This is a genomic window from Vibrio sp. 1CM24A, from assembly GCF_023161725.1.
In the GTDB taxonomy this organism is placed as follows: Bacteria; Pseudomonadota; Gammaproteobacteria; order Enterobacterales; family Vibrionaceae; genus Vibrio; species Vibrio coralliirubri.
Window position 1 is genome coordinate 139,845 of the sequence record NZ_JALNTS010000011.1, and the last position, 24,762, is coordinate 164,606.

Annotated in this window: 20 protein-coding genes; 18 read left to right on the forward strand and 2 right to left on the reverse strand. The window is 39.2% G+C overall.

What is annotated here, in order from left to right:
- Positions 1 to 8: 8 nt before the first annotated feature.
- The gene (locus tag MSG38_RS21550) at positions 9 to 443 is read right to left on the reverse strand and encodes a rhodanese-like domain-containing protein (protein WP_016786319.1); all 435 of its coding nucleotides are present in this window, start codon (positions 441 to 443) and stop codon (positions 9 to 11) included.
- A 273-nt stretch (positions 444 to 716) separates the two neighbouring features.
- Here MSG38_RS21550 and rfbB point away from each other — a divergent pair, with 273 nt between their 5' ends.
- Genes rfbB through MSG38_RS21600 form a run of 10 tightly spaced genes read left to right on the forward strand, consistent with a single transcriptional unit; the run spans position 717 to position 11,977 of the window.
- Positions 717 to 1,814 (forward strand): dTDP-glucose 4,6-dehydratase, encoded by a 1,098-nt coding sequence (gene rfbB, locus MSG38_RS21555; protein WP_248402564.1) that lies wholly within the window; start codon positions 717 to 719, stop codon positions 1,812 to 1,814.
- Positions 1,814 to 2,695, forward strand: coding sequence for a glucose-1-phosphate thymidylyltransferase RfbA (gene rfbA, locus MSG38_RS21560; protein WP_248402565.1), 882 nt, complete (start codon positions 1,814 to 1,816; stop codon positions 2,693 to 2,695). Before rfbB ends, rfbA begins: the two co-directional genes overlap by 1 nt.
- Positions 2,695 to 4,584, forward strand: a complete 1,890-nt coding sequence (locus tag MSG38_RS21565; protein ID WP_248402566.1) for a CDP-glycerol glycerophosphotransferase family protein — start codon at positions 2,695 to 2,697, stop codon at positions 4,582 to 4,584. Before rfbA ends, MSG38_RS21565 begins: the two co-directional genes overlap by 1 nt.
- The gene (locus MSG38_RS21570) at positions 4,581 to 5,864 is read left to right on the forward strand and encodes an ATP-grasp domain-containing protein (RefSeq protein WP_248402567.1); all 1,284 of its coding nucleotides are present in this window, start codon (positions 4,581 to 4,583) and stop codon (positions 5,862 to 5,864) included. The genes MSG38_RS21565 and MSG38_RS21570 overlap by 4 nt, the downstream gene beginning before the upstream one ends.
- A 1-nt stretch (position 5,865) precedes the next feature.
- Positions 5,866 to 6,951, forward strand: a complete 1,086-nt coding sequence (locus MSG38_RS21575; protein ID WP_248402568.1) for a DegT/DnrJ/EryC1/StrS family aminotransferase — start codon at positions 5,866 to 5,868, stop codon at positions 6,949 to 6,951.
- On the forward strand, positions 6,941 to 8,431 hold the full coding sequence (locus MSG38_RS21580) for a glycosyltransferase (protein WP_248402569.1): 1,491 nt from the start codon (positions 6,941 to 6,943) through the stop codon (positions 8,429 to 8,431). Before MSG38_RS21575 ends, MSG38_RS21580 begins: the two co-directional genes overlap by 11 nt.
- Entirely contained in the window at positions 8,406 to 9,629 is a 1,224-nt protein-coding gene (locus MSG38_RS21585; RefSeq protein WP_248402570.1) for a CDP-glycerol glycerophosphotransferase family protein, read from the forward strand. The genes MSG38_RS21580 and MSG38_RS21585 overlap by 26 nt, the downstream gene beginning before the upstream one ends.
- Positions 9,629 to 10,024: an adenylyltransferase/cytidyltransferase family protein gene (locus MSG38_RS21590; protein ID WP_248402571.1), complete on the forward strand. Its 396-nt coding sequence runs from the start codon at positions 9,629 to 9,631 to the stop codon at positions 10,022 to 10,024. The genes MSG38_RS21585 and MSG38_RS21590 overlap by 1 nt, the downstream gene beginning before the upstream one ends.
- A complete protein-coding gene (locus MSG38_RS21595) occupies positions 10,021 to 10,818 on the forward strand; it encodes a hypothetical protein (RefSeq protein ID WP_248402572.1) in 798 nt (265 codons plus the stop codon). The genes MSG38_RS21590 and MSG38_RS21595 overlap by 4 nt, the downstream gene beginning before the upstream one ends.
- Complete coding sequence (locus MSG38_RS21600; protein ID WP_248402573.1) at positions 10,811 to 11,977, forward strand: CDP-glycerol glycerophosphotransferase family protein; 1,167 nt, start codon at positions 10,811 to 10,813, stop codon at positions 11,975 to 11,977. Before MSG38_RS21595 ends, MSG38_RS21600 begins: the two co-directional genes overlap by 8 nt.
- Here the strand turns inward: MSG38_RS21600 and MSG38_RS21605 are convergent, their stop codons facing one another.
- Positions 11,978 to 13,843, reverse strand: coding sequence for a nucleoside-diphosphate sugar epimerase/dehydratase (locus MSG38_RS21605; protein ID WP_248402574.1), 1,866 nt, complete (start codon positions 13,841 to 13,843; stop codon positions 11,978 to 11,980).
- 176 nt (positions 13,844 to 14,019) lie between these two features.
- On the opposite strand from MSG38_RS21605, the gene MSG38_RS21610 reads away from it, so the two are divergent.
- From MSG38_RS21610 to MSG38_RS21645, 8 genes are all read left to right on the forward strand, one after another.
- Entirely contained in the window at positions 14,020 to 14,964 is a 945-nt protein-coding gene (locus MSG38_RS21610; RefSeq protein WP_248402575.1) for an SDR family oxidoreductase, read from the forward strand.
- A gap of 113 nt (positions 14,965 to 15,077) precedes the next feature.
- Positions 15,078 to 15,626 carry a sugar transferase gene (locus MSG38_RS21615; RefSeq protein ID WP_248402582.1) on the forward strand — a complete coding sequence of 183 codons (549 nt, stop codon included), beginning with the start codon at positions 15,078 to 15,080 and terminating at the stop codon, positions 15,624 to 15,626.
- A gap of 567 nt (positions 15,627 to 16,193) precedes the next feature.
- A complete protein-coding gene (locus tag MSG38_RS21620) occupies positions 16,194 to 16,736 on the forward strand; it encodes an outer membrane beta-barrel protein (protein ID WP_102500223.1) in 543 nt (180 codons plus the stop codon).
- A gap of 19 nt (positions 16,737 to 16,755) precedes the next feature.
- Positions 16,756 to 17,649 carry a serine/threonine protein kinase gene (locus tag MSG38_RS21625; RefSeq protein ID WP_248402576.1) on the forward strand — a complete coding sequence of 298 codons (894 nt, stop codon included), beginning with the start codon at positions 16,756 to 16,758 and terminating at the stop codon, positions 17,647 to 17,649.
- Between the two features lie 179 nt (positions 17,650 to 17,828).
- Positions 17,829 to 19,946, forward strand: a complete 2,118-nt coding sequence (locus MSG38_RS21630; protein WP_248402577.1) for a YjbH domain-containing protein — start codon at positions 17,829 to 17,831, stop codon at positions 19,944 to 19,946.
- A gap of 693 nt (positions 19,947 to 20,639) precedes the next feature.
- Positions 20,640 to 21,773 carry a polysaccharide export protein gene (locus MSG38_RS21635; RefSeq protein ID WP_248402578.1) on the forward strand — a complete coding sequence of 378 codons (1,134 nt, stop codon included), beginning with the start codon at positions 20,640 to 20,642 and terminating at the stop codon, positions 21,771 to 21,773.
- Positions 21,774 to 21,856: 83 nt separating this feature from the next.
- Positions 21,857 to 22,297 carry a low molecular weight protein-tyrosine-phosphatase gene (locus tag MSG38_RS21640; RefSeq protein WP_050619771.1) on the forward strand — a complete coding sequence of 147 codons (441 nt, stop codon included), beginning with the start codon at positions 21,857 to 21,859 and terminating at the stop codon, positions 22,295 to 22,297.
- A gap of 121 nt (positions 22,298 to 22,418) precedes the next feature.
- Positions 22,419 to 24,590, forward strand: coding sequence for a polysaccharide biosynthesis tyrosine autokinase (locus MSG38_RS21645; protein WP_248402579.1), 2,172 nt, complete (start codon positions 22,419 to 22,421; stop codon positions 24,588 to 24,590).
- Positions 24,591 to 24,762: the final 172 nt, after the last annotated feature.

Genomic DNA, 24,762 nt, shown 5'->3' on the forward strand with positions numbered 1-24,762 from the left:
GCCTTTAACTACTTCTTACCTTTAACCAAAGGTAGGTTAGCTTCGCTCCAAGCCACTAAGCCGCTTTTCAGTACGCTTACGTTTTCGAAACCTGCTTTAACCAGCAGATTAGCGCTTTCTTGAGCGGTTTGACCTGTCTTGCATACTACGATGATTGGGTCTGCTTTGTGGCTTTCAAGGCTTCCAAAGCTATTTGCTTTGATATCTGACGGCAAAATGTGAACTGCGTCCGTAATATGGCCCTTTTTGAACTCATCCTTAGTACGAATATCAACCACAACCCCGTTTTCACGGTTAATCATGTGTGTGGTTTGCGCTGCCGTGATCTCTTTGTAGGCTGCGTTTGATGTCTTGATAACGTTCGCAATGATGGCAACAACCAAGCCGATCCATACGATGGCTAAAATCATATTCTCTTGAACAAATGGAACTAACTCTTGCATATCTTGAACTCTTATTCGTTATTGGGCGAAAAACTATAGGTCAGGAGTATAGCGAGATTTTGGGTTTAGTGTACATAGAGTTAGCTTACTGACGCACATAACTGGATTTTTTTTTGATTATATTCACGCATACATAGATAATAGATTAATTTACATTTTTAACTTTGAATGCGTAGTGTGGTTTCGCTTTGTGACCAATGGGCGGTAGCATGCTTAATGGCAAGCCCCTTACGCGCTAGGAGTTGATTTTCCAGGCTTATTTTAGGAGTTTTTGTGAAAATATTAGTCACCGGTGGTGCTGGTTTTATCGGTTCAGCAGTTATACGTCATATTATAAATAATACATCTGACAGCGTAATCAACGTTGATAAGCTCACTTATGCAGGAAATTTAGAATCACTTGTTGAAGTTGATTCGAACGAACGTTATGCGTTCGAACAAGTTGATATTTGTAATCGTTCAGAACTGGGTCGTGTTTTTTCCCAGCACCAACCGGATGCGGTGATGCACCTCGCAGCCGAATCGCATGTTGACCGTTCAATCACTGGCCCAGCGGCATTTATCGAAACCAATATTGTCGGCACTTATACCCTGTTAGAAGCGACTCGAGAGTACTGGAATACGCTTGAAGAAGGTGCGAAGTCAGAATTTCGGTTTCACCATATTTCTACCGATGAAGTGTATGGCGACCTACTACACCCAGATGAAGTTCCAGAGGGGACAGATCTCCCAATGTTTTTGGAGACGACATCTTATGAACCATCTAGCCCTTATTCGGCTTCAAAAGCATCAAGTGATCACTTAGTGCGCGCCTGGCTGCGTACTTACGGCCTGCCAACCATCGTAACTAACTGTTCAAACAACTATGGTCCTTATCATTTTCCTGAAAAATTGATCCCATTGGTCATCCTTAATGCACTTGAAGGCAAAGATTTACCTATTTACGGTAAGGGCGACCAAATTCGTGACTGGCTATATGTTGAAGATCACGCACGAGCACTCTATAAAGTAGTGATGGAAGGTAAAGTGGGTGAAACCTATAATATTGGTGGTCACAACGAGAAGAAAAACCTCGAAGTCGTCAATACGATTTGTGAAATCCTAGATACGTTAGTACCGAAAAATTCGGCGTATGCAGAGCAAATTACTTATGTTCAAGACCGTCCTGGCCACGATCGCCGTTATGCTATTGACTCATCTAAGATGCAACGAGAATTAGGTTGGACACCGGAGGAGACTTTCGAAACGGGTCTTCGTAAGACAGTACAATGGTATTTAGACAACTCTGAGTGGTGTCAAAACGTGCAAAATGGTAGTTACCAACGTGAGCGCTTGGGTGTAGATGCAGCTAAATCAAAGGAAAATAAGTAATGAAAGGTATTGTATTAGCTGGTGGTTCAGGTACTCGTCTGTACCCAATGACCCGTGGTGTGTCTAAACAATTACTCCCAATTTACGATAAGCCAATGGTTTTTTATCCTATATCGACCTTAATGTTGGCTGGAATAAAGGATATTCTGATAATCACCACACCTGAAGATAGTGCAGGTTTTCAGCGTTTATTAGGTGATGGAGCCGATTTCGGGATTAATCTTAAATATGAGGTTCAACCAAGTCCTGATGGTCTAGCGCAAGCCTTTATTATCGGAGAGGACTTTATTGGTGACGATAGTGTATGTTTGGTTTTAGGCGACAATATATTTTATGGCAGTCATTTTTCAGAGAAATTAATTAAAGCAAAAAACGAAACTGAGGAAAAAGGAAACGCAAGTGTTTTTGGATATCAAGTCGCAGACCCTGAACGTTTTGGTGTCGTAGAGTTTGACGATAATCAAAAAGCCATATCTATTGAAGAAAAGCCTGTAAAACCTAAGTCAAACTTTGCGGTAACCGGTTTATATTTCTATGATAACCGAGTTATCGAAATAGCCAAAAACGTCGAGCCTTCAGAGCGTGGGGAACTGGAGATTACCACCATAAACGAAGAGTACTTAAAAAAAGATGCGTTAAATGTGGAGTTGCTAGGCAGAGGTAATGCTTGGTTAGACACAGGAACGTACGATAGCTTACTTGAGGCATCGAATTTTGTCCAAACTATAGAACATCGACAGGGCTATAAAATTGCATGTTTAGAAGAGATCGCATTTCGTCAAGGATGGATATCATTGGAACATCTTAAGAGTCGAGCTAAAGAACTAAGTAAAAACTCATATGGCGAATATTTAAACAAATTGGCCAAAGGACTTTATTGATGAATTTAATAAAATTGGTGTTGCTAAGAATATGTAGGTTTTTTATTTTGGCAAAGATAAACAAAACCAATATAACGTGCTCGTCTAGGATTCCATTAGTTAAAAAATTTTTTCTAACTAATGGCGTTAATGTGATCTATCTTACTAGCAGAAATAAAAATCATAATATCGATTTATCGACAATTACGACAAATCAGCATCTCTCACTGCATATGATAGTATCGATATTTAATAAAAGTATTTCATTACCTTTAATATCGCCTTTTATTAAATGTTCTAAGCAATCAAGTTTAAAAGGAAGCTCGACAACATTAGCAACAAAGAGGGATGGTCTTTCTTTTAATTTATCAGTCATCAAAAATGCAATTTTTTATGAAATGGAAACTAAAATCATCGATGGTAAGTCGTTTGAGTTTAGAGGGCCTGAATTATTCTTAAACGGTGTCGAAAATATTTATCTGAAACGCCGTGATAGTGGAGATATTGTTGAATGCAAAAAGAATGGAAGCGCAATAACATTTCCTTTAGAACAGTACTTTGAAAACGATTCTCGCTGGGATTTCTATACTCGCATTAATGGACAAGAGATCCCTCTAAAAATTAAAAAAGCTACTGATATAATAAATGATGAAGATCGTTACCAAGTTCGTGAAAAAATTTCTGATGAAGTAGAAGATGGCTTGGAGGTCTGTATGTATATGACCGAAGGATCAAAAACACTATCTCTATGGATCGCAAATACAAAGAGAATTGATGAAGTTATCTGCTTCGCGGAAGGAAAGACGGTTTATTATAATGAGCTAAATAATCCTGTAATTGAAACCCTAATTGTGTTTGAAAGCTTCTTCGGTAAAAACTACTCGGGTCAACCTAAATATATCTACGAATATATTAAAGAAAACTTCCCCGATTTTAAGTGTGTTTGGAGTTATAATAAAGAAGAGCCTATTCTGGGGGCTGACGACTGCGTAAAGCGTGGAAGCAAAGAGTATTATCGTTACCTTGCAAGAGCAAAGTATTGGGTCGGTAATATTGTATTTCCTATTCATACAAAACGAAAAGAAACCATTTATCTACAGACATGGCATGGCACACCTCTAAAGAGATTAGGCTTTGATATAGAGGTTGAGGGGCCTGAAGTTTTAGCAAGAGAAAACTTTTTTATTGAATCTAGAAACTGGGACTACCTGATAAGCCAGAATCGTTACTCAACTGATATATTTAAGCGAGCGTTTAAATATAAAGGTAAAGTTTTAGAGGTTGGTTATCCACACAATGATCCACTATCAAACAAGGTTGATGAACTTAAAGTAGAAGAGATAAAGGACAAGATAGGCCTTCCTAAAAATAAAAAAGTAGTTTTATACGCCCCTACTTGGCGAGATGATCAAGCAACAGGAGCATGGGAGTATGAGTTTGGTCTAGCTTTAGACTTTAAAGAGCTCGCAAGTAAATTGAGTGAAGATACTGTATTTCTTATTAGGGGCCATCATCTCGTTAACGAGCTTTTAGTTTCAGAGGAATATAAAGATTTTATTTATGATGTGTCAAAGTTTGATGACGTACAAGACTTAGCGTTAATATCTGACATTCTAATTACAGACTATTCATCTGTTTTCTTTGACTTCGCAGTGACTAGAAAACCGATACTTTTCTATGTGTATGATTATAAAGAGTATAAAGAAAAGCTGCGTGGATTTTATGTGGATATGGATGCAGAGATGCCAGGTCCCCTCATTTATAAGCATGAAGATTTGATCGACGCAATAGAAAATATCGAAGATATATGTGAAGAGTATAAGTTAAGATACGAAAACTTTACACGTAAATATAACTATCTGGATAACGGCAATTGTGCACAGCAAGTAGTAGAGGAAGTTTTTAGATGAAACGAGTGGCTATTTTCCCAGCGGGAACAGAAATAGGTCTAGAGATACATAATAGCTTGAGATTTGCAAAAGACATTGAATTATTTGGGATATCTAGCGCTCATGACCATAGCAACGTTGTTTTTGAAAATATAGTATCCGATGCTCCTTATTTAGGTGATGATCAATTGCTAGGTTTTATTAAAGAGTATGTGGCGATAAATAAAATTGACTACATATTCCCAGCACATGATGATGCTGTTGTTTTCCTGAGTGAAAATGAGGAAAAATTAGGTTGCAAAGTAGTATCTTCAGGGGAGGAAGTTGCTAACATATGCAGATATAAATCAAAAACATATTCTGCATTGTCAGGCCAAGATTTTATACCTAGAACATACAGCGTGGAAAATCTTAAAAGTTCAGATTTTCCACTATTCATAAAGCCCGATCGAGGCCAAGGTTCTAATGGAGCTCAGAAAGTATTAAATGCTGATGAGTTAAAGTCTATAGCGAATATCCAAGAATACGTTATATGTGAGTACCTCGAAGGGAGTGAGTATACTGTTGACTGTTTGAGTTGTACTGACTCTAAGGTACTTTATTCTAGCCCAAGGGTAAGAGCTAGGGTTAGAAATGGAATCAGTGTATCAACAACTAACGTCCAAGACTTGAATTCAGAGTTTGCTGGTATTGCTAGCCAGATATCAAGAAGGCTGAATATGAAGGGCGCATGGTTCTTCCAAGTTAAGAGAAACTCACAAGGCAAACTTATTTTACTTGAAGTAGCATGCCGAATAGCTGGCTCTATGGGGTTGCACAGAAACCTAGGTATGAATTTTGCTCTAAATAGTCTTTATATTCGTGATGGAATAAATGTAAAGCCATGTGTTAATAATTTTACTCAAACGGTTGATAGAGCTCTAATATCAAGGTATTCAAATAACCTTGAATATAATAATGTTTACATCGACTTTGACGACACAATTACCAGAGCTGACAAAGTTAATTCGATTGTAATGTCATTTATTTATCAATGTAGAAATAAGGGAGTGAACTTATTTCTAATTACTAGGCATGATAAGGATATTTATAAAACATTGAATAGTCTTGAAATATCCAAAGGCCTATTCTCTGATATTATACATATTAAAGATGGCAGTAAGAAATCTAGTCACATATCAGCAGAAAATAGTATCTTTATAGATGATTCATTTAGAGAAAGGTTTGATGTAAAAAGAACCTTAAAAATTCCTGTTTTCGATGTTGACTCAATTGAACTCTTGTTAGATTGGAAGTATTAATATGATCCCTCAAAATATACCATTTCTTCCTCCTTTTGAAGAATATAGTAATTTGATTAAACGAATTTGGGAATCCAAACACCTAACCAATAGTGGCCCAATCGAACAAGAGTTCGTAACTAAGCTTGAAGGTCTAGGATTTAAAAATGTTAGTACCGTAGTTAATGGACATATGGCATTAGAGGCGTGTATTGATGTATTTGATTTGACGGGTGAAGTAATCACTACGCCATTTACTTTCGCATCAACAATTACTGCTATTCATCGAAAGGGTTTAACTCCTATATTTGCTGATATTGATGTAAGAACATTCAATATCGACCCTAAAGAGATCGAAAAGAAGATTACATCAAAAACAACAGCAATATTCGCAGTTCACGTTTTTGGAAATCTATCGGATCATAATGCACTTCGTAAAATAGCTGATAAGCATGGTTTAAAGTTAATTTATGATGCAGCACACTGTTTTGGTTGTTATAAGGACGACGAAAATGTTTCCTTATTGGGTGATGCTTCAATGTTTAGCTTACATGCAACAAAAGTAATGCATTCTGTCGAGGGGGGGTTAGTTACATTTAAAGAAGAGAGCGACCTTGAAAAATTTAAATTGCTTAAAAACTTTGGGATTCAAGGCGATACAGTAGTCCTTCCTGGTGGCAACTTGAAGATGAACGAGTTCAGCGCTGCCATGGGGATGATTAATTTAAATTATATTGATAGCATAATTGAGAAACGAAAGTCCATTTCTCAAGTTTACTTAGATAGATTACAAATTGAAAATAAACTATCTTTTCAACATGATTCTGAAGTTAACTTTACAAAAAATTATGCATATTTTCCTGTAGTTCTTTCCCAAGACATAGATAGAGACTATGTATTTAATAAATTAAACGATTACGGCGTAAATGTTAGGAAATATTTTTATCCGTTAGCAACTGACTATGATTTTGTAAAGTCTTGTGACGAATACAGTAATGCGAAAAGGATTTCTAATAGTATCTTAACATTGCCGCTCTACGCTGACTTGTCTGTAGAAGATGCGAATCTAGTTTGTGATAAGGTGCTTGAGGTTTTAAATGAAATATAATTTAAGCGTTGTCGTTTTAGTTTACAATACAGCTGAATATTTACATGAGTGTATTGACTCATTGTTATCTCAATCTTTAAAAAATGTAGAAATTATTTTAGTTGATGATGATAGTACAGATGATTCGTTACTTATATGTAGAGAATATGAAGACAATCATGATAATGTCAAAGTCATCCATCAGAGTAACCAGGGTGGAGCTGTAGCCGGTAATAATGGTGTTAAGCATGCTACTGGTGAATATGTCGCGATCATCGATAGTGATGATGTCGTACCTTCTAATGCATACAAATTACTATTTGAACAAGCTCAGAAAAATCAAGCAGATATATCCATAGGTAAGCCTATGAGGCTTGTGTCTGGAAAGGTTGTTGACATAGCTTTAGATCGAGAAAAGCACGTTTGGCAAACAGAGCGAGTAATAAATTCATATGTCGATTTTGAGGCTATTACTTCAGATGGCTACTATTGGAACAAAATATTTAAGAGAGATTTTGTTACTAAACATCAAATAGGAATGCCAGATGGTTTCTTGTATGCAGACAGAACCATGGTGCATTCCGCATATCTTCATGCAAAAAAGATCGCAATCACAAATCAGGTTGTTTATCTTTGGAGAAAAAGAGATGCAACAACCACTAACAAGTCCATTATCCAGAATAGTGGTGACTTAAATAACCTAAAAGAACGTTTGAAATCGTTTGAGCATGAAAATACTATTTTTAGTAGTAATGAAGAATTTTGTTTGAATATTGCCCAAGATTCAATTAGTCGCTTGTTATTTAACATCAATAGTAATCTGTCAAACAACAAAACTAGAGACTTTTACTTAAATGAGGTTAGTCAATTTTTCCGAATGTTTGATCTAAGTAGCATGAATAGCCTTACTCCTAGAGAAAAGCTACTTTGCTTCTTTATTTCAGAGAAGATGGAGTTTGAACTTGGTTATTATTTGAACCAAATGTGGAAGCAATTCCCTTATGTCTACGAAAATGGAAAACTATATAGTCAATTACCTATTACTTTAACTGAGAACCTCCCTACTTTCATTTTTGAAAATAAAAAACTCGAATCATCAAATATAAGGAATTCACAGTTTATATCTTCGGGAAATGAAGTTAAAATTCAGTGTCTCATCCGAGAGTATTCATCAAATATGAATATTAAGATTAAACTTATATCGGATGATGAACTACTTGAACTAGATACTGAGCGTTTTGGTGATTATTATCTAGCAAGGGTTGATAAGAGTATCTTTAAAGAAAATAGTAATTATTATATTACTGTTTCAGATGGTTTGCATGATTCTATCTATTTACGACGTGCGAATTTTGAACCTAGGATGAAAAATAGCTTATTTTCAAGTATTTTCATTCGATTTACTGCGTCAGCTAAGTACGTGAGAGTCAAGAAAGTAAAACTCTCATTGGAACTATTAAAGAAAGGTTTAAGGCGTGGGCTTAAAAAATTTAAAAACTAGAGTTAAGCATAATATATCGAGGAATCCAAAGATAGATTTTTTATTTAGGTTTCTGTGGATTAAATTGTATCAAGCTAATTACTTTGTTCGCTACAGACGATTTAAATTAGAAGATACTATTGTATTTGAGTGCTTCAAAGGTAAGTTTATTAATGATAGTCCTCTTGCTATTTATAATGAGTTAAAGGGGCTAAATACAGGTTTTAGTTATATATGGGTTGTAAATAGCACCACAGATATACCTAACGACTTAGCCAAAGATGAAAAGGTAACGTTTGTAAAGTATGGTAGCAGAGAATACTTTTTAGCATATTCAAAGTCCAAGTTTTGGATTGTTAATTGTCGAATACACTCTTCCATTCTTAAGAAAAATGGTCAAAAATTTATTCAATGTTGGCACGGTACGCCATTGAAGAAAATGGCTCATGATATTAAAGTTGGGAATAACGTTAATACGAGTATTGACAGTTTAAAATACTCTTATCAACGAGAGGTATCACGATTAGATTATTTTTTATCCCCGAGTCAGTATGCCTCAAAGTGCTTTATGTCTAGCTTTAACATGAAGAAAAATAAAATATTGGAGGTTGGCTATCCAAGAAATGATACTTTGGTTAGATTTAAAGATAATCAAGCCTATATATCGGAGGTGAAGCATAAGTTGGGTCTAGATTCTACGAAGAGAGTCGTCCTTTATGCACCAACTTGGCGAGATAATCAATTCAATGTTAAAACAGGAAAGCATGTATTAAAAAATATTCTTGATGATGAGTCGTTCACCAGAGATTTCGAAGATACTATATTTTTATATAGGGGGCACTACTTCACTCGACCTGAATCGGGTATGAATAATTTCATAGACGTATCTGACTATTCAAACTTGAATGACCTTTTCCTTGTCGCTGATGTTTTGATTACTGATTACTCTAGCTTGTTTTTCGATTTTTTAATTCTAGAGAAGCAAGTGATCTTTTATATGCCGGATCTAATGGAGTATGCGAATCAAACAAGGGGTTTCTATCTCGATGTTACTACTGAGTTACCATACTCAATAGCAGAAGACCTAGAAGGTCTAAAAAAACAATTGAATGAAAAAATAATCGACATAGATAAAACTGTAGATTTTAATAAACAATATAACCCTCATGAAGACGGTTCTTCATCTTTAAGGGTAATTAAAGAGGTTGGTATAATATAATGGCGACAAGAGTTATTACATTTGGTACTTTTGATGTTTTTCACGTTGGACATATTAACATACTTGAACGGTGTGCAAGTCTGGGGGATACATTAATCGTAGGCGTTTCTAGCGATGAGCTAAACTATAGTAAAAAATCTAGATATCCAATATATGCTCAAGATGACAGGCTGAAAATCTTACAGTCTGTAAAGTTTGTTGATGAAGTGTTCTTTGAAGAGTCTTTAGAAAAGAAGCGTGAGTATATAAAATTCTTTAAAGCTGATATTTTAGCTATGGGTGATGATTGGGCAGGAAAGTTTGATGAATTTTCTGATATTTGTAAAGTTGTATACTTTCCTAGAACGCCATCGATATCAACAACAGAGATTATTGAGATAGCAAAGAAAATATGATGAAACTACTTAATACTGCTTGGCTTGACTTAAAAGAGAAAGTTCTTTTTTCATTTGAAATATTGCAGCTGTATAGAATAGAGGTAAATGCATCGATATTAGAAGTATCAACGTTTAGGTTTATGTCTAAGTTTGTAAATGTTCTTATTATGTATCTGCCAATTAAAGTTCTGTTAGCAATATCAGATACAAGCAGTATTAAGGTTTTGTTTAATTATGAATTGGATGTAAAAACTTACAGTGCGATTTTATTTGCAGTAACAATTGGTCTTTATTTATTCCACACTATTGTTCAAATATATATAGCTAAAAAGTTTTCCCTCCAAAAAAACAATAATATCATTAATGGCAATGTGTATGAGAGCAAGGGTAAAAAATATACTTCCAGGTTCTTGAAGGCAAGTTTTGATATATATCTAAATAATGTAGCTTGCTATATAAATATTGTTGTTATGGTTGTTTTATTTTACTTTCTTTCTGTAGAGTTTACTCTTGTATTTATGTTATCAATACTTTTGTTTTCTTGCTTTACTGAAATGTTTATATTTAACCCAGATTATTCTATTATTAAAAATAGTGCGATGAGTAAAAAGCAAGCACTTACTATATTAAGTAGTTTTTTCTACCTTTTTATTTTCTTTGGCCTTTTTTTTGTATACATAAATTATGACATTCCTATTCATTCCGCAATATTGATTCTTTTGTTCAGCAGAGTATCAAACTCATCTGTTAGAGAGCTTTTTGTTACGCTAGATCAATTAAATTATAATTTGAAAAAATATAACAATGAATAAGAATAAATATTTAATTACTCGCTTGGTATTACACTTTATTGGCTTTATACCCTCAACGTTATTTATCTTTTTTCCTGTAAGGAATAAGAATTCTATAATATTTAGCTCTCAGTTCAATACTACCTTTGAACATAATTCTAAATCATTATTCTTGCATATGATAGAAGACAAGAATAATGATTTGGAAATATATTATGTAATTAACGATGATACTCTCCGAAGAAAATTAAACAGAAAGTATGGTGATTATTTTATCTCTACTTCAAGTGTGCTAGGTCTGTTTAAAGTTCTTTTGGCTCATACCTGGATTACATCATCGTTAGAAACGCCAGTTGGTGGTGTTGGACTATCGATAAAAAGAAACGTTATTCATTTGGGTCATGGTTCACCAATAAAGAAGGTTGGGTTAGGAGTTAACTCAAACTCTATTTTAAGGCGCTTGTACTATCATTTATTGAAAAGTAATTTCTCTTATTTTCTATCAACGTCTAAAGAGTTCGATGATGCATGGGCTGGTTGTCTAGGTTTTAATAGTAATAGGGTAGTTAGAGCGCCACAAGCAAGGAATGATCGTATAGTTAAATCTCAAGCAACCCCTTTTAATAACGATTATTATTCTATTCTTTACGCTCCGACTTGGAGGCCTGGCTCAGATATCGAGTTGTTTCCATTTACTGATTTTAATATCGAATTATTAGAATCGTTTTTGAATGAAAACAACATACATATTTATCTCAGAGTTCACCCTAATTTTTTACAGTCACTTGCTCCTAGTTTAGTTCATCACAGCAACATTTTTATTTTGTCAAATGATGAAGTTGAAGATATAAACGAAGTCCTTGGCTCTTTCGATTTGTTAATTACCGACTATTCAAGTATTTACTTCGACTACCTGCTTACGCTTAAACCAATTATATTTTTACCATATGACCAAGATAACTATGAACAGGTTGTGGGCTTTACTATCCCTTACGAAAAGCTATCTCCAGGGCCTAAACCTAGTACTTTCTTAGATTTCATACATGAGGTTGAACATTTTCATAACAATAATGATGAATATTACTCGCAAAGAGAAGAGGTAAATGATTTGGTAAACCCTACAAAATCAGAGCACGCTCAGAGCTGCGCTAGTATTGTGCGAGAGCTTATTAAAGTATAGTCATGTTGTAGCTTTGTATCCCGTGGGCGCTTCAAGTAATATGCGTTTAATACACTCCACATTAAAATCATGGCAGCACTCGTCTAGCTCGTTCAATAGTATCTGCATCTCTGGCCAATTGAGCTTACTCTCCATTGCCGTCATGATTTTTTCGTGGCTAGTTCCTTCAACATTGTCACCAATTAGAAGCTCTTCATATAGCTTCTCTCCGGGTCTTAAACCTGTAAATTTGATTTCAACATCACCTTCATCCGAGCTTGAATTAAGGCTTTCCTTCATTCCCATTAAATGTACCATGCGTTTTGCAAGGTCTAGAATTTTAACGGGTTCGCCCATATCCAGCACGAAAACTTGGCCATTGTTTCCCATTGCACCGGCCTGAATGACAAGCTGTGCAGCTTCTGGGATTAACATGAAGTAACGGATGATATCAGGGTGCGTCACAGTAACAGGGCCGCCAGCTTTGATTTGCTTCTTAAAAAGTGGCACTACCGACCCGGAAGAGCCTAACACATTGCCAAACCTGACCATGGTAAAGACAGTATCTGTACCTTTATCTGCAAGCGCTTGAAGAACGAGTTCAGCCATCCTTTTACTCGCACCCATGACATTCGTTGGTCTTACGGCTTTGTCGGTTGAAATTAGCGTGAAATTTTTCACACCGCACTCTATAGCGGCTTGTGCGCAGGATAGTGTCCCAAAAACATTATTACGAATTCCTTCAACAACGTTATCCTCGACTAGGGGAACATGCTTATATGCGGCGGCATGATACAAGGTCTCAACTTCATAAGTATTGATCAACTTTTCAAGACGGTTTTGCCTTTGGACTGAACCTAAAGCGGCAATGATCTGAGTCTGGCTCTTTAAGTTTTTCTTCGTAGAAAGTAGTTCTTGTTCAATTTTGTATAGGTTGTACTCATTGAGTTCGAATAGAACTAATGTTTTCGGTTGCTGCGCTAAGATTTGGCGACATAGCTCTGAACCAATTGAGCCACCGGCACCGGTTACCATGACACTCTTGTTGTGAATATTCTTTGCCAGCAATTCACTGTCAGGTGTTATGGGCGCTCTACCCAATAGATCTGCCACGTCGAGATCTTTAATTTCTGTTGCTGTAGCTTTACCTGCTGCAATATCTTCTACTGATGGTACTGACTGAATAGCAATAGGCCAATCAGATAATTTTTCTACCAGTCTTAATCGTTTACCTTTATTAATATTATTAATTGCTAGTAATAGCTTTACTGGCTGATAAAGAGATTGAAGATGCTCAAATTCGCTTGGGTGATGGACTTTTAGCCCAAATAAGATATTGCCCCTTTTGCTCGGATCGTCGTCTAATAATATAACCGGGTTATATTCATCACCGTGTATTAGAGCATATACAAGTTCGCGACCTGTAGCCCCGGCACCGTAGATAAATACATTGGGTTTTTTGCGTTTGATCATCTGATCATAGGCAGAGCGGATCATTATCCTTGGTCCACCTAAGGTCAGTATTGCAAGCCCTGCATAGATAAACGGGACACTTCTAGGGATAAAGGTATGAAAAAAGAATCCGCTCATAACTAAGGTTAGAGATGAGATAAATACCGCAAGGAAGATGTTGCCGACGGCAGGGAACATCATGTAGCGTAGCACAGCTCGGTACATCCCAAGTTTGGCAAAGGTGAATACCGTAACTGAAATTGTCAGTAGTAAAGTTACCCACTCGTCTAATCCTAGCTCAAAAGTGTACGTGCCTAACCTTAAAGCAATAGCTAAATAGATTGACATTGCTATCGCGAATATGTCGTAGCCAATACTAATCAAACGCTTATTTTTTCGTTTAGTATTGAGGACAAGGCGTATCGGCTTAATCATTATATTCCTTGGTAACTGTCTAAATCAGGCTTGTAAGCTGTAGCTGAGTAATTTCATATCGGAAATATTTTAATGTTCTTGAGTGCGGTAAGCTAGTTGTAATTGATGATTCTGTGGTACTTAGTTGTTCTGCAGTTTTTGTTGCTCATTATTTGTTCGGTTGAGGCCGCTTTGTTATGAATATGCTAGTCACAGGTAGCACTGGTTTTGTAGGTTCTAGAATTGTTGAGTTAGCTAAAGAGCGTGACTGGGCAGTCATTCCGGTTGTGCGTAAGCAAATTGAGCCACTAACTAATAGCTTGGTTATCCCTTCCATTGATGCTTCTACCGATTGGTCTGGTGCATTCGAAGGTGTGGATTGTGTTGTTCATTGTGCTGCTCGAGTACATCAAATGAGTGAGACTGAGCAAGATGCATTAATAGCCTATCGAGATATCAACACCCTTGGCACTTTGAGCCTAGCGAAGCAAGCCGCTGAAGCGGGCGTTAAAAGGTTTGTTTTTGTCAGCTCGATTAAAGTTAACGGTGAACTCAGTGAGCCAAATTTACCCTTTGAACCGAATTTAAATAATACTCCTCAAGACCCTTATGGTTTGAGTAAGTATGAAGCTGAGGTTAAGTTGGCTAAGCTTTCAAAAGAGACCGGCTTAGAAGTAGTTATTATTAGGCCTCCATTAGTTTACGGACCTGGTGTAAAAGCGAATTTCTTATCTATGATGCGTTTGATAGATAAAGGCATTCCGTTACCGTTTGGTGCTATAAAAAACCAAAGAAGCTTAGTGTATCTGGATAATTTATCTAATTTGATACTAACTTGTTGCGAGCACCCTTCAGCTCCGGGCTATACCTTCTTAGCTTCTGATGATCAGGATGTATCGACTACTCAATTGATGCAAACCATCGCTCATGCTATGGGGAAATCACCGCGATTAATTCCAATCCCAATGTCTTGGATACAAGCTGGATCGTCAGTTTTAAATAAACAGCACATAGCGCAAAGAATATGCGGAAACCTCCAAGTGGAGATAGGTTTGACGAAAGAGATATTGGGATGGAACCCCCCTGTAAGTTTTGAACAAGGGATCAAAAGAACCGTAGAAGCTTACTTGAAGTCGTATTGATGCGTTTTAGGTAGTTTATAGCTTTCTTGTCCATAAATTTTTCAGGTATCCTTTATTGATTAGTGGTGCTTATAGTGCCCCCACGTTTTCAATCCGAATTTGATAGGACACATATTTTGATCCGTTTGTTAGATTTCACTTTTGCTTTCTTTGGCCTGTTGTTTCTATGGCCAGTATTTCTCGTGATTTGTATCCTTGGTTACTTTGATACGGGGTCGCCTGTCTTTTTTCAAACACGAGTAGGGCGCAACAAAAAACCATTCACCTTGGTCAAATTCCGAACCATGCCTGTCGAAACCAAGTCTGTTGCGACCCATTTAGTTGGAGCGAGTTCAGTGACTAAGCTCGGTGGATTCCTGCGTAAGACCAAGCTTGATGAGCTACCTCAACTGTACAACGTGCTTAAAGGTGAAATGAGCTTAGTCGGTCCAAGGCCATGTTTGTTCAACCAAAAAGAACTGATCGATGAGAGGGAGTCAAGAGGCGTACTCGCGGTAAGGCCAGGCGTAACCGGACTAGCTCAAATCAATGATATCGACATGTCGACACCGAAAAAACTCGCGGAGTGGGATCAACGCATGATTCACACGTTGAATACTAAATTGTACTTCCAATACATCATTCAAACAGTATTAGGTAAAGGCTCGGGCGACCGCGTTTAATTTGCCTTCTTTCTTATCTTTCACCTCTTTCTGACGCAGCTCTGACGTTTTTTTTGAATCGTTGTGGTGCGTTTACTAATTATACATTTACTTGATAGCGGTTATTACCTATCATGTTGTTCAATTAGTTGTTTAATCAGAGTAATTCCTTTTTAGGCTATCTATCATTGATTAGGTGGTCTTAGTTGGATATTGAAAGCAACGCAGTAATCTTTTTGTGTTGGTTCCTTGTGAGTACCATTTTTGTAGTGTCATACGAAAAGATTATGCTAACTGCTCGTTTGTAATAGCTTAAGCAAGCTACTCTCAAGCTCTTTGTGCTTGTTAAACAACATTGATAAATCTGGCGAAATTCAAAAGTACAGTATTGAGTTGCTTCTAGCTTCTAGCTTCTAGCTTCTAGCTTCAGCATGCAATATTGTTCAATTGTGTCAGTAGCTTTGGTACGGAATGGCGTGTATGAGTGTCTGCTTTTGGGGCTTTCATACAAAAACTGATTAGACTATCGCTTAGATTTGCTAGGAAAATCAGCCTCAGTTCAGTTTGAAATATGGAAGATATAATTATATGAAAATGCAGTGGTTAGCTAGGGTTTCTCCTTTGTTGTTGCTATCAGCAACAGCTGTTGGAGCTGAAAATTTATACGTGGGCGCTAAAGTTGGTAATGTAACTGCCGATAACTTTGCACCATTAGTTGAGAGCCGCACGGCTATTGATGACTCAGACACATCTTACGGTCTGTTTGTTGGTTATCATATCGTAGATACACTGGCCATCGAAGGTGGTTATAACTACCTTGGCGAGTATGATCTTAAAGACATTGCAGGTGGCAGCTACGAAGCAAGCAGCTTTGATGTGGTTCTTAAAGCCTCTGGAAATGTAACGGACAGCTTAGCGTTATACGCAAAAGGTGGCATCGCCATTTATGACTGGAAAGCAAACGGTCCAGGTGTTGAGTCTGACGATTCTGGTGTGACTCCAACGATTGCTTTTGGTACTGAATACTCGATTACTTCAGCAATGAAGATCGGTCTAGAATACCAGTTGTATCAAGATATTGGTGGTGTCGATATCGACTCGTTTAATGTTGCCTTGTCTCATAGCTTTTAATCATTTGTAGGGATAAATTGTGAAATATAAAATTTTAGCGTTATCAGTCGTTGGTGCAATCCTTGGTGGTTGTGGCAGTGACAACAACAACAGCGTTCCTCCTGAAGAGGCGTATCGTAACATTATGGCATTCGACCCTGCAGTAATGGGTATGAAAGGCACATACAGCTGTGATGATGGCACAAAGGGTTCTCTTGAAGAAACGAACTACCATGGTGTTTCTGAAGTAACTGAGCTTACGGTTCTTAACTATCCTGAAACTTGTTCGTTTGCTTACAATGCAACGGCTGGTGCGGTTGATGTATCTAACGGCAAAGACATGAGCAAGGTGAGCTACAAGTTCCCTAAAGGCTTAGCTAATTATGATGATCTTGTGACTTCTTCTCCAATCTCAACTTTGATTGAGAAAGAGCTAGATGGCCAGCCGTACACTGAAGCTACAGGTGTCCAAGTACTTACAGATCTTGGCTTGGATGGTTTACTGAACAATGGTGTTGCTTCTGTAGCGGACTTCCTGCGTCGTACACAAGAAATTATTGAAGGCCTTCCAGCAAAAGATGCTAGCTTAGTTTCAGCAACTGCAGCAGTACTATCAGACGTACTTGTGGTAAGCCCTACTGCAACAGCTAGTGAGCTAGCTGCGGCGACAGAGTCAATTACACAAGAAGTTATTTCAACCTACCCTGATTACCCTAAAGCACCGGGTGGTGGTGAGATTTACTTAGATCTAACTGAAGATCCGAAGTTAATTGAAGATGCAGTGAAAGACCCTGGCAATGTAGGTACTCTTCCACCACCAATAGATTCGGAACCGGTTCCAGACCCAGATGATGGCACTAACCCACCAACTGGTGGTACTGGTGGTACTGGTGGTACTGGCGGCGGTGGCTCTGCTGGTGGCCCTGGCGCTTAGTATAGGCATCAATAATAAAAGGCACCACTCGGTGCCTTTTTTACATTGTTACTATCAAGCACTGTCGCCATTAAACTCTGTCACCATTAAACGTAGTCACTATCAACACTGCTACTAATAAACACGGCCACTATCTAACATAATCACTGTCAAATACGGTTAAAACCTATTGTATCCCAATGAAAATAATCAGTTATTCTAAAAGCGCACCTCTCATAGCATCGCTTAGCGCATTAGCCATCGCTTATAACGCCTATGCTGTCGATAACTTGATGTCGTCCCAAAGTTATACCGGCGCAATCATTGTGCCCAATGCTCAAGTGATGGACACTGGCGACATCTCTTACCTCTATGGCCAAGGCGTGCCATATAGGGGAAAAACCAGTGAGTTAGATAACATATTATTTAGCGTTGGTTTATTTGATGGCTTTGAAGCGGCAGGCAGAATTGTCACAAAAACTTATGACTGTCACCTTTACCCAAATGTACCCAACTACAATCCTAATTGTGGTAACGGTATTCGTGATTTGTCGGCATCGTTTAAATACCAGCTTCCTTTCGTTAAAGATTGGACAGGGTTCGATTTGGCGATAGGTGTTCAAGATCTCGGTGGCGCGGCCAGCAACTTTGAAACTTTTTACGCAGTTGCCGATTATGAACCTGATTTTGTCCCTGCAAGGTTTAGTGCTGGTTACGGTAAATCAGAAGTAAGTCATGGCGTTCTGAACGGGCCCTTTGCCAGCTTAGAGTATCAGCCACTGGACTTTGTTCAGCTGATTGCAGAGCACGACTCTCACCAATTCAACGCTGGCTTTAAGGTATTTACACCAGAACATTACTTACCACTGGATACGCAGTTATCTTTTCAATACCAGTTTTACACCAGTGGTAATGCCGATATCGATATTTGGTCGGTAGCGGCATCAACCCCTTTAATGGGCTTCTCTGAATCGCGCCGAGTGAATGAGTTAACCCTAGAAGACAAGATCGCAGTAGAACAAGCGCATCATAAATTTGCCGGTATGGTTCAACTTAAAAAAGCCCTGGTTGATGAAGGCTTTCTTAACGTTAGAATTTCTGCGGATGATATTGGTTTAAACGTTGCGCTGGAAAACAGACGTTATAATCGTAACCAAGTCGACGGTGTGGGTGTTGCGTTGGGTATTATCTCTTCCTACGTGGGAGAAGGTATGCTTCAAGACCTTGGGGTTAAAAACTACCAACAACAAAACATTCGCCTGTTTAACTTGGTGAATGACATGCCGATGATGGAAGTGATCACCAGTGCACCATGTTACCGTGAATTTGTTAAAACAGGCGAGCCTTGTAAAACGCTTCTTGTGCGAACTTCTGATGTGAAAAAGAGCTACGCTAAAGCGAACTTTAGCGAAGAGGTTTCTCGTTCTGGATTTGGTCGCACACAGGTGATTGTGTCTCCTGCTTTGTATCACAATACTGCGACAGAGTACGGTGTATTTGATTACTCGCTAGCACTAGCGACTAACTTGTACACACCTTTGTGGAAAGGTGCTGCGTTGGATGTTCGACACCTAATGCCACTGGCAGAAAGTGACGACTTCGAAGACGGCGAGATTTGGGGTGACGAGGCTTTTGAAAATGAAGTCGACAGGGTTCTTTTCCACCAAGCATTCCAGCTGCCTTATAACCTCACGACTCAATTCTCATTCGGTCAGATTTACGGAAACTTCCTGGGCTTTTTGAATGAAACTCAGTATGCGAGTAATAGTGGTCGTCATATTCTAGGTACTGAATATGGTAACTTTTCTGCTCAAGATAAGTTTGATTCAAGAGGGAAAGCCATCTTAGATGCAACTCCAATGATTGGTCATTATGCTTATTTAAGACCAGATTGGAATTGGCAAGGTAAAGTAGAAGCCGGTCAATTCTGGAAAGGTGACGAAGGGGTACGAGTGACCACCAGTCATTGGTTAGGTGATGTAAGAGTTGATGCTTCATATCAAACCACAAAAGCAGTCGGCAGCAGTGAAGCTGAAGATTTTGTGACTCTGGGTATCGCGATTCCTTTAACATTATGGCGTGATATGAGCCCTGACTACGTTCAATTACGAGGGGTAGACCAATTTGTATATAACCTACAGACCCGTGTTGGTGAGACTCACAATAATTTAGGTGAGGGTTTAGGCTTAAATGTTGCTTTGCAGCATAATATTGAAAGACAGTACTTCAACCGTAACCGCATCGGTGCAAGTTACTACTATGAAAACCGACAGCGCTTACGCAATGCTTACCTAAAATACTTAGAAGCAGTAAAATAATTCAGCGTAACATCTAAAATTAAGAGCCAGCACTTCATGTGTTGGCTCTTTTTTTGCTCTTGCTCTTGCTCTTGCTCTTCGTTTACTCGTATCTCGCTACTCTCATCCGCTCTTAGCTCTTAGCTCTTCGTTTACTCGTATCTAGCTACTCTCATCTGCTCTTGAGCTCTTCGATACTCGCTTACCCGCCTCTCGTCACTGCTCTTTAGAATCCCGCCACTGCTCTTATCTTTTCGAATCTCGCTTACTCGCATCTCTCATCTGCTCTTGAGCTCTTGAGCTCTTCGATACTCGCTTACCTGCATCTCGATGCTGCTCTTTAGAATCCCGCACTTGCTCTTATCTTTTCGCATCTCGTTCACTCGCATCCCGTATCTGGTCTTAAGCTCTTCCCCCTTAAAACCATTCAACTAGGTTGATAATAAACACAAATTGTGGATAATGTTTACGGATTAAAATGACCGGATGCAAGCATCGTTTTTGCTGCGTTTGGTATCAACTACGCAGTGTGGTGTCGCGGACGATCAAGGGGCGGTAGCGTCTTGATTTTTCGATGCCAAATGAGAGCTAGATCTTATTATTTCTCTACTTCAGCTCTATTTAAAACTGCATAGCTGATAAAATTACGCGCTTAACTTCCTTGGGTGTCCTTTTGGGTATCACAACACATTCCATCTCTATTACTTGGTTAACATGAAGATCAATAAAAATCGTCTCCTTTTCGCGCTTATACCTGCATTGCTTGTAGGGTGTACGACTCCAGGTACTCACCTGTCTACCGGTGGTAAGAATGTGATTCAACCTTCTGAGGAGCAGCAAGAGTCTGATATTTCTGAAGTGGTGAATGTGTATCCGCTGACGGCACAGTTAGTATCGACTTACCAAACCAGTACATTGTCGGTGTCACAAGCCAACCCTGAACTCGACGTAGACATCGCAAAGTATGAATACAAAGTCGGCGTGGGCGATATCTTAAATATCACGATCTGGGATCACCCTGAACTGACCATTCCTGCGGGCTCTTACCGTAGCAGCACAGAAGCGGGTAACTGGGTTCATGCAGACGGCACCATCTTCTACCCGTACATTGGTACAGTAGAAGTTGCAGGAAAAACGGTTCGTGAAATTCGTTCTGATATAGCGGAACGTTTAGCGAAATACATCGAAAGCCCGCAAGTTGATGTGAACGTAGCGGCTTTCCGATCTAAGAAAACCTACATTACTGGCGAAGTGTCTAAACCTGGCCAGCAGCCGATTACCAATATCCCACTAACATTACTGGATGCCGTGAACCGCTCTGGTGGTTTGTCTGAAGATGCTGATTGGCGTAACGTTTCATTAACCCGTAATGGCGTGGAAGAGAACCTTTCGCTTTACGGCTTGATGCAACGTGGTGACTTAACGCAAAACCGCTTACTGCAAGCCGGTGATATTGTTCACGTACCTCGTAACGACAATCAGAAAGTGTTTGTGATGGGGGAAGTGAAAGAGCCTAAGTTATTAAAGATTGATCGCGTAGGAATGAGCCTAACCGAAGCACTCAGTAACGTAGGTGGTATTAATGAACTTACCGCCGATGCAACGGGTGTGTTTGTGATCCGAACTTCTGATGATAAATCAGAACGCATGGCGGATATTTACCAACTGGACATCGAAGATGCATCAGCTTTAGTGATTGGCACCGAGTTTGATTTAAAGCCTTATGATATTGTTTACGTAACGGCAGCGCCAATCAGCCGCTGGAACCGTGTAATCGGTCAGCTTGTACCAACCATTTCAGGCTTCAACGACCTAACCGAAGGTATGTTGCGCGTTCGGAATTGGTAATAACTGAATATTAATCATCAGGTTGCACTTAGCGTGTAACCTGATTTTTTATGCTTATAAGCCCAATACAATTAGAGACCATTATGTTTAATAAAATTTTAGTCGTATGCGTGGGCAACATTTGTCGTTCCCCGACTGGAGAGCGAGTTTTACAAAACTTGCTGCCAAACAAAGAAGTGGCCTCTGCCGGTATCGCTGCTGAGAAAAGCCGTTTAATTGGTAAGCCTGCAGATGAAACGGCGATTGTGATTGCCGCTGAAAATGGGGTTGATGTTGAAAACCATCAGTCTCAGCAAGTTACGCCACAGCTTTGTGCTCAGTATGACTTGATCTTGGTGATGGAGAAGGGCCATTTAGAAGCGCTTACTCAAATATCGCCGGAGGCACGCGGTAAAACTATGCTGTTCGGTCAGTGGATTGGCCAAAAAGACATTCCTGACCCTTATCGTCAAAGTCGAGAAGCCTTTGAACACGCTTATAAGTTGATTGACGAAGCGGCACAAGCTTGGGCAAAAAAGCTGTAATTGATAGAGAAAATCTTCAGTTAAGCTATGTTGCATAGCCACCAACAGAATCATATAAAAGAGAAGTACGCGGAGCGTATATAGTATCTTAAATAGCAATAATTTAGGAAGTAGCAAACAAATGACAACACAAACCTCTCAGCAATCGCATACAGATAACTCTGATGAGATAGATTTAGGAAAACTGCTTGGCATCTTATTAGATGCTAAATGGCTAATCATGCTGACCACATTTGCTTTTGCTGTGTTTGGTATTGCGTTTGCATTGCTTTCAACGCCGATATACAAAGCCGATGCCCTGATCCAAATTGAAGAGAAGAGCTCTGGCGGCATCTCATCGATGGTCGGTGATATGGGGGAGTTGTTCTCTCAAGAATCTTCTGCGACAACAGAAGTAGAGATCATCAAATCGCGTATGATCTTGGGCGAAACAGTAGATAAGTTTAACCTCACCACGGTGACATCTCCTAACTATGCACCTATCGTAGGTAAAGGTTTTGCTCGCTTAACCGGCGACATCAACCACATTGTAGTGAGCCGTTTTACTTTGCCTAGCTATGCGAGCGATTACGCACACACCATTCAAATTCTCGATGCTGAGCAGGGTACTTACCAATTGGTTCGCGATGATGAGCGCATTATCTTGCAAGGCAAAGTAGGTGAGCTAGCCACCGCCGACGACTACAGTTTGTTTGTGGCAGGTTTTGAATCACACAACGATTTTGAATTCTCTATTAGTCAACGTAGCCGACTAGAAGCGATCGAATGGTTGAAAGCTTCTTTGTCTTTGTCTGAGCAAGGTAAGCAAACCGGTATTCTGAAGCTAAGCTTTGAAGGCGAAAACAAACAGCAGATTTCTGAAATCCTCAATCACATTAGCCAGATCTACTTCTTACAAAACGTGAAACGTAATTCAGCAGAAGCAGAAAAGAGCCTACAGTTCTTAGAGAGCCACCTTCCGGGCATTAAATCTGAGCTGACTGGCTATGAAGATACATTAAACAATTACCGCCAAAAGAACGAATCGATCGACTTGGGCTTAGAAGCACAATCAACCCTGAAGGTAATGGTAGAGCTTGAAGCACAATTGAATGAATTGACGTTTAAAGAGAGTGAAATTAGCCAACGCTTCACTAAAGATCACCCGGCATACAAAGCCCTGCTTGATAAACGTAAAACGCTGATGGGTGAGAAAGAGCGCCTAAACAAGCAAGTACAAAAGCTACCAAAAACACAGCGTGAAGTACTGCGTATGACACGTGATGTTGAAGTAAACCAACAAATCTACATCCAGTTATTAAACAAGGTTCAAGAGCTAAGCATCATCAAAGCCGGTACCGTCGGTAACGTTCGTATCTTAGATGACGCGCAAGCCTATGCTCGTGCCGTTAAACCGAAGAAGCCACTGATTGTTGTATTAGCGACGCTACTGGGTGGCATGCTAAGTGTCGCGTTTGTATTGGTGAAAGCGGCGTTCCACCGTGGCGTTGAAAGCCCAGACCAAATTGAACAAATCGGTCTGCCTGTTTATGCAGCGGTACCAAAATCTGATTTACAAATTGAACTGACTAACCGCTTTAAATCGAAGAAAGTACAAACAAAAGGCGTTCAAGCACTGCTTGCTGAATCGAACCCTGCTGACCTTTCGGTTGAAGCACTGCGTGGCCTTCGTACCAGCTTACACTTTGCAATGCTCGAAGCGAAAAACAACATCTTGATGATCTCTGGCCCTGCACCGGGCATTGGTAAATCATTCATCTCGACCAACTTTGCTGCAGTAGCCGCAAAAACAGGCCAAAAGGTATTATTGATTGATGCCGATATGCGTAAAGGTTACCTACAACAAAGCTTTGGCGTGAGCTGGGACAACGGCCTTTCTGATGTACTGAGCAGTAAGCAAGAGTTCTCTCAATCAGTGAAAACGACACCAGTAGAAAACCTACATATTATTACTCGCGGCCAAGTACCACCCAATCCATCTGAACTGTTAATGCACCCACGCTTTGCAGAGCTAATGGAGTGGGCATCAAAAGAGTATGATTTGGTGATTGTCGATACCCCGCCAGTACTCGCAGTAACCGACCCTAGCATTGTTGGCGCTTTCGCTGGCACCACGTTAATGGTCGCGCGTTACGGTCAAAACACCATTAAAGAGATCGATGTAGCTCGTAACCGTTTCGAACAATCAGGTATCGAAGTGAAAGGCGTTATCTTCAACGCCATCGAGAAGAAAGCTTCAAGCTCGTACGGCTACGGTTACTACAACTACACGTATTCTAGCGACAAGAAATAAAGAGCAGTAACGAGATTCGAGTAACCGGGTAAACGAAGAGCTGAAAGGCAAATACGAGATTCGAGTGGCGAGATACGAAAAGCGCCACTCGAATCGAGATTGTCCTGAATTCTGTGTAACTGTCTAAACTTAAGCCTTAAAGGCTAAGGATGGACAGTATGGATAAGAAAGC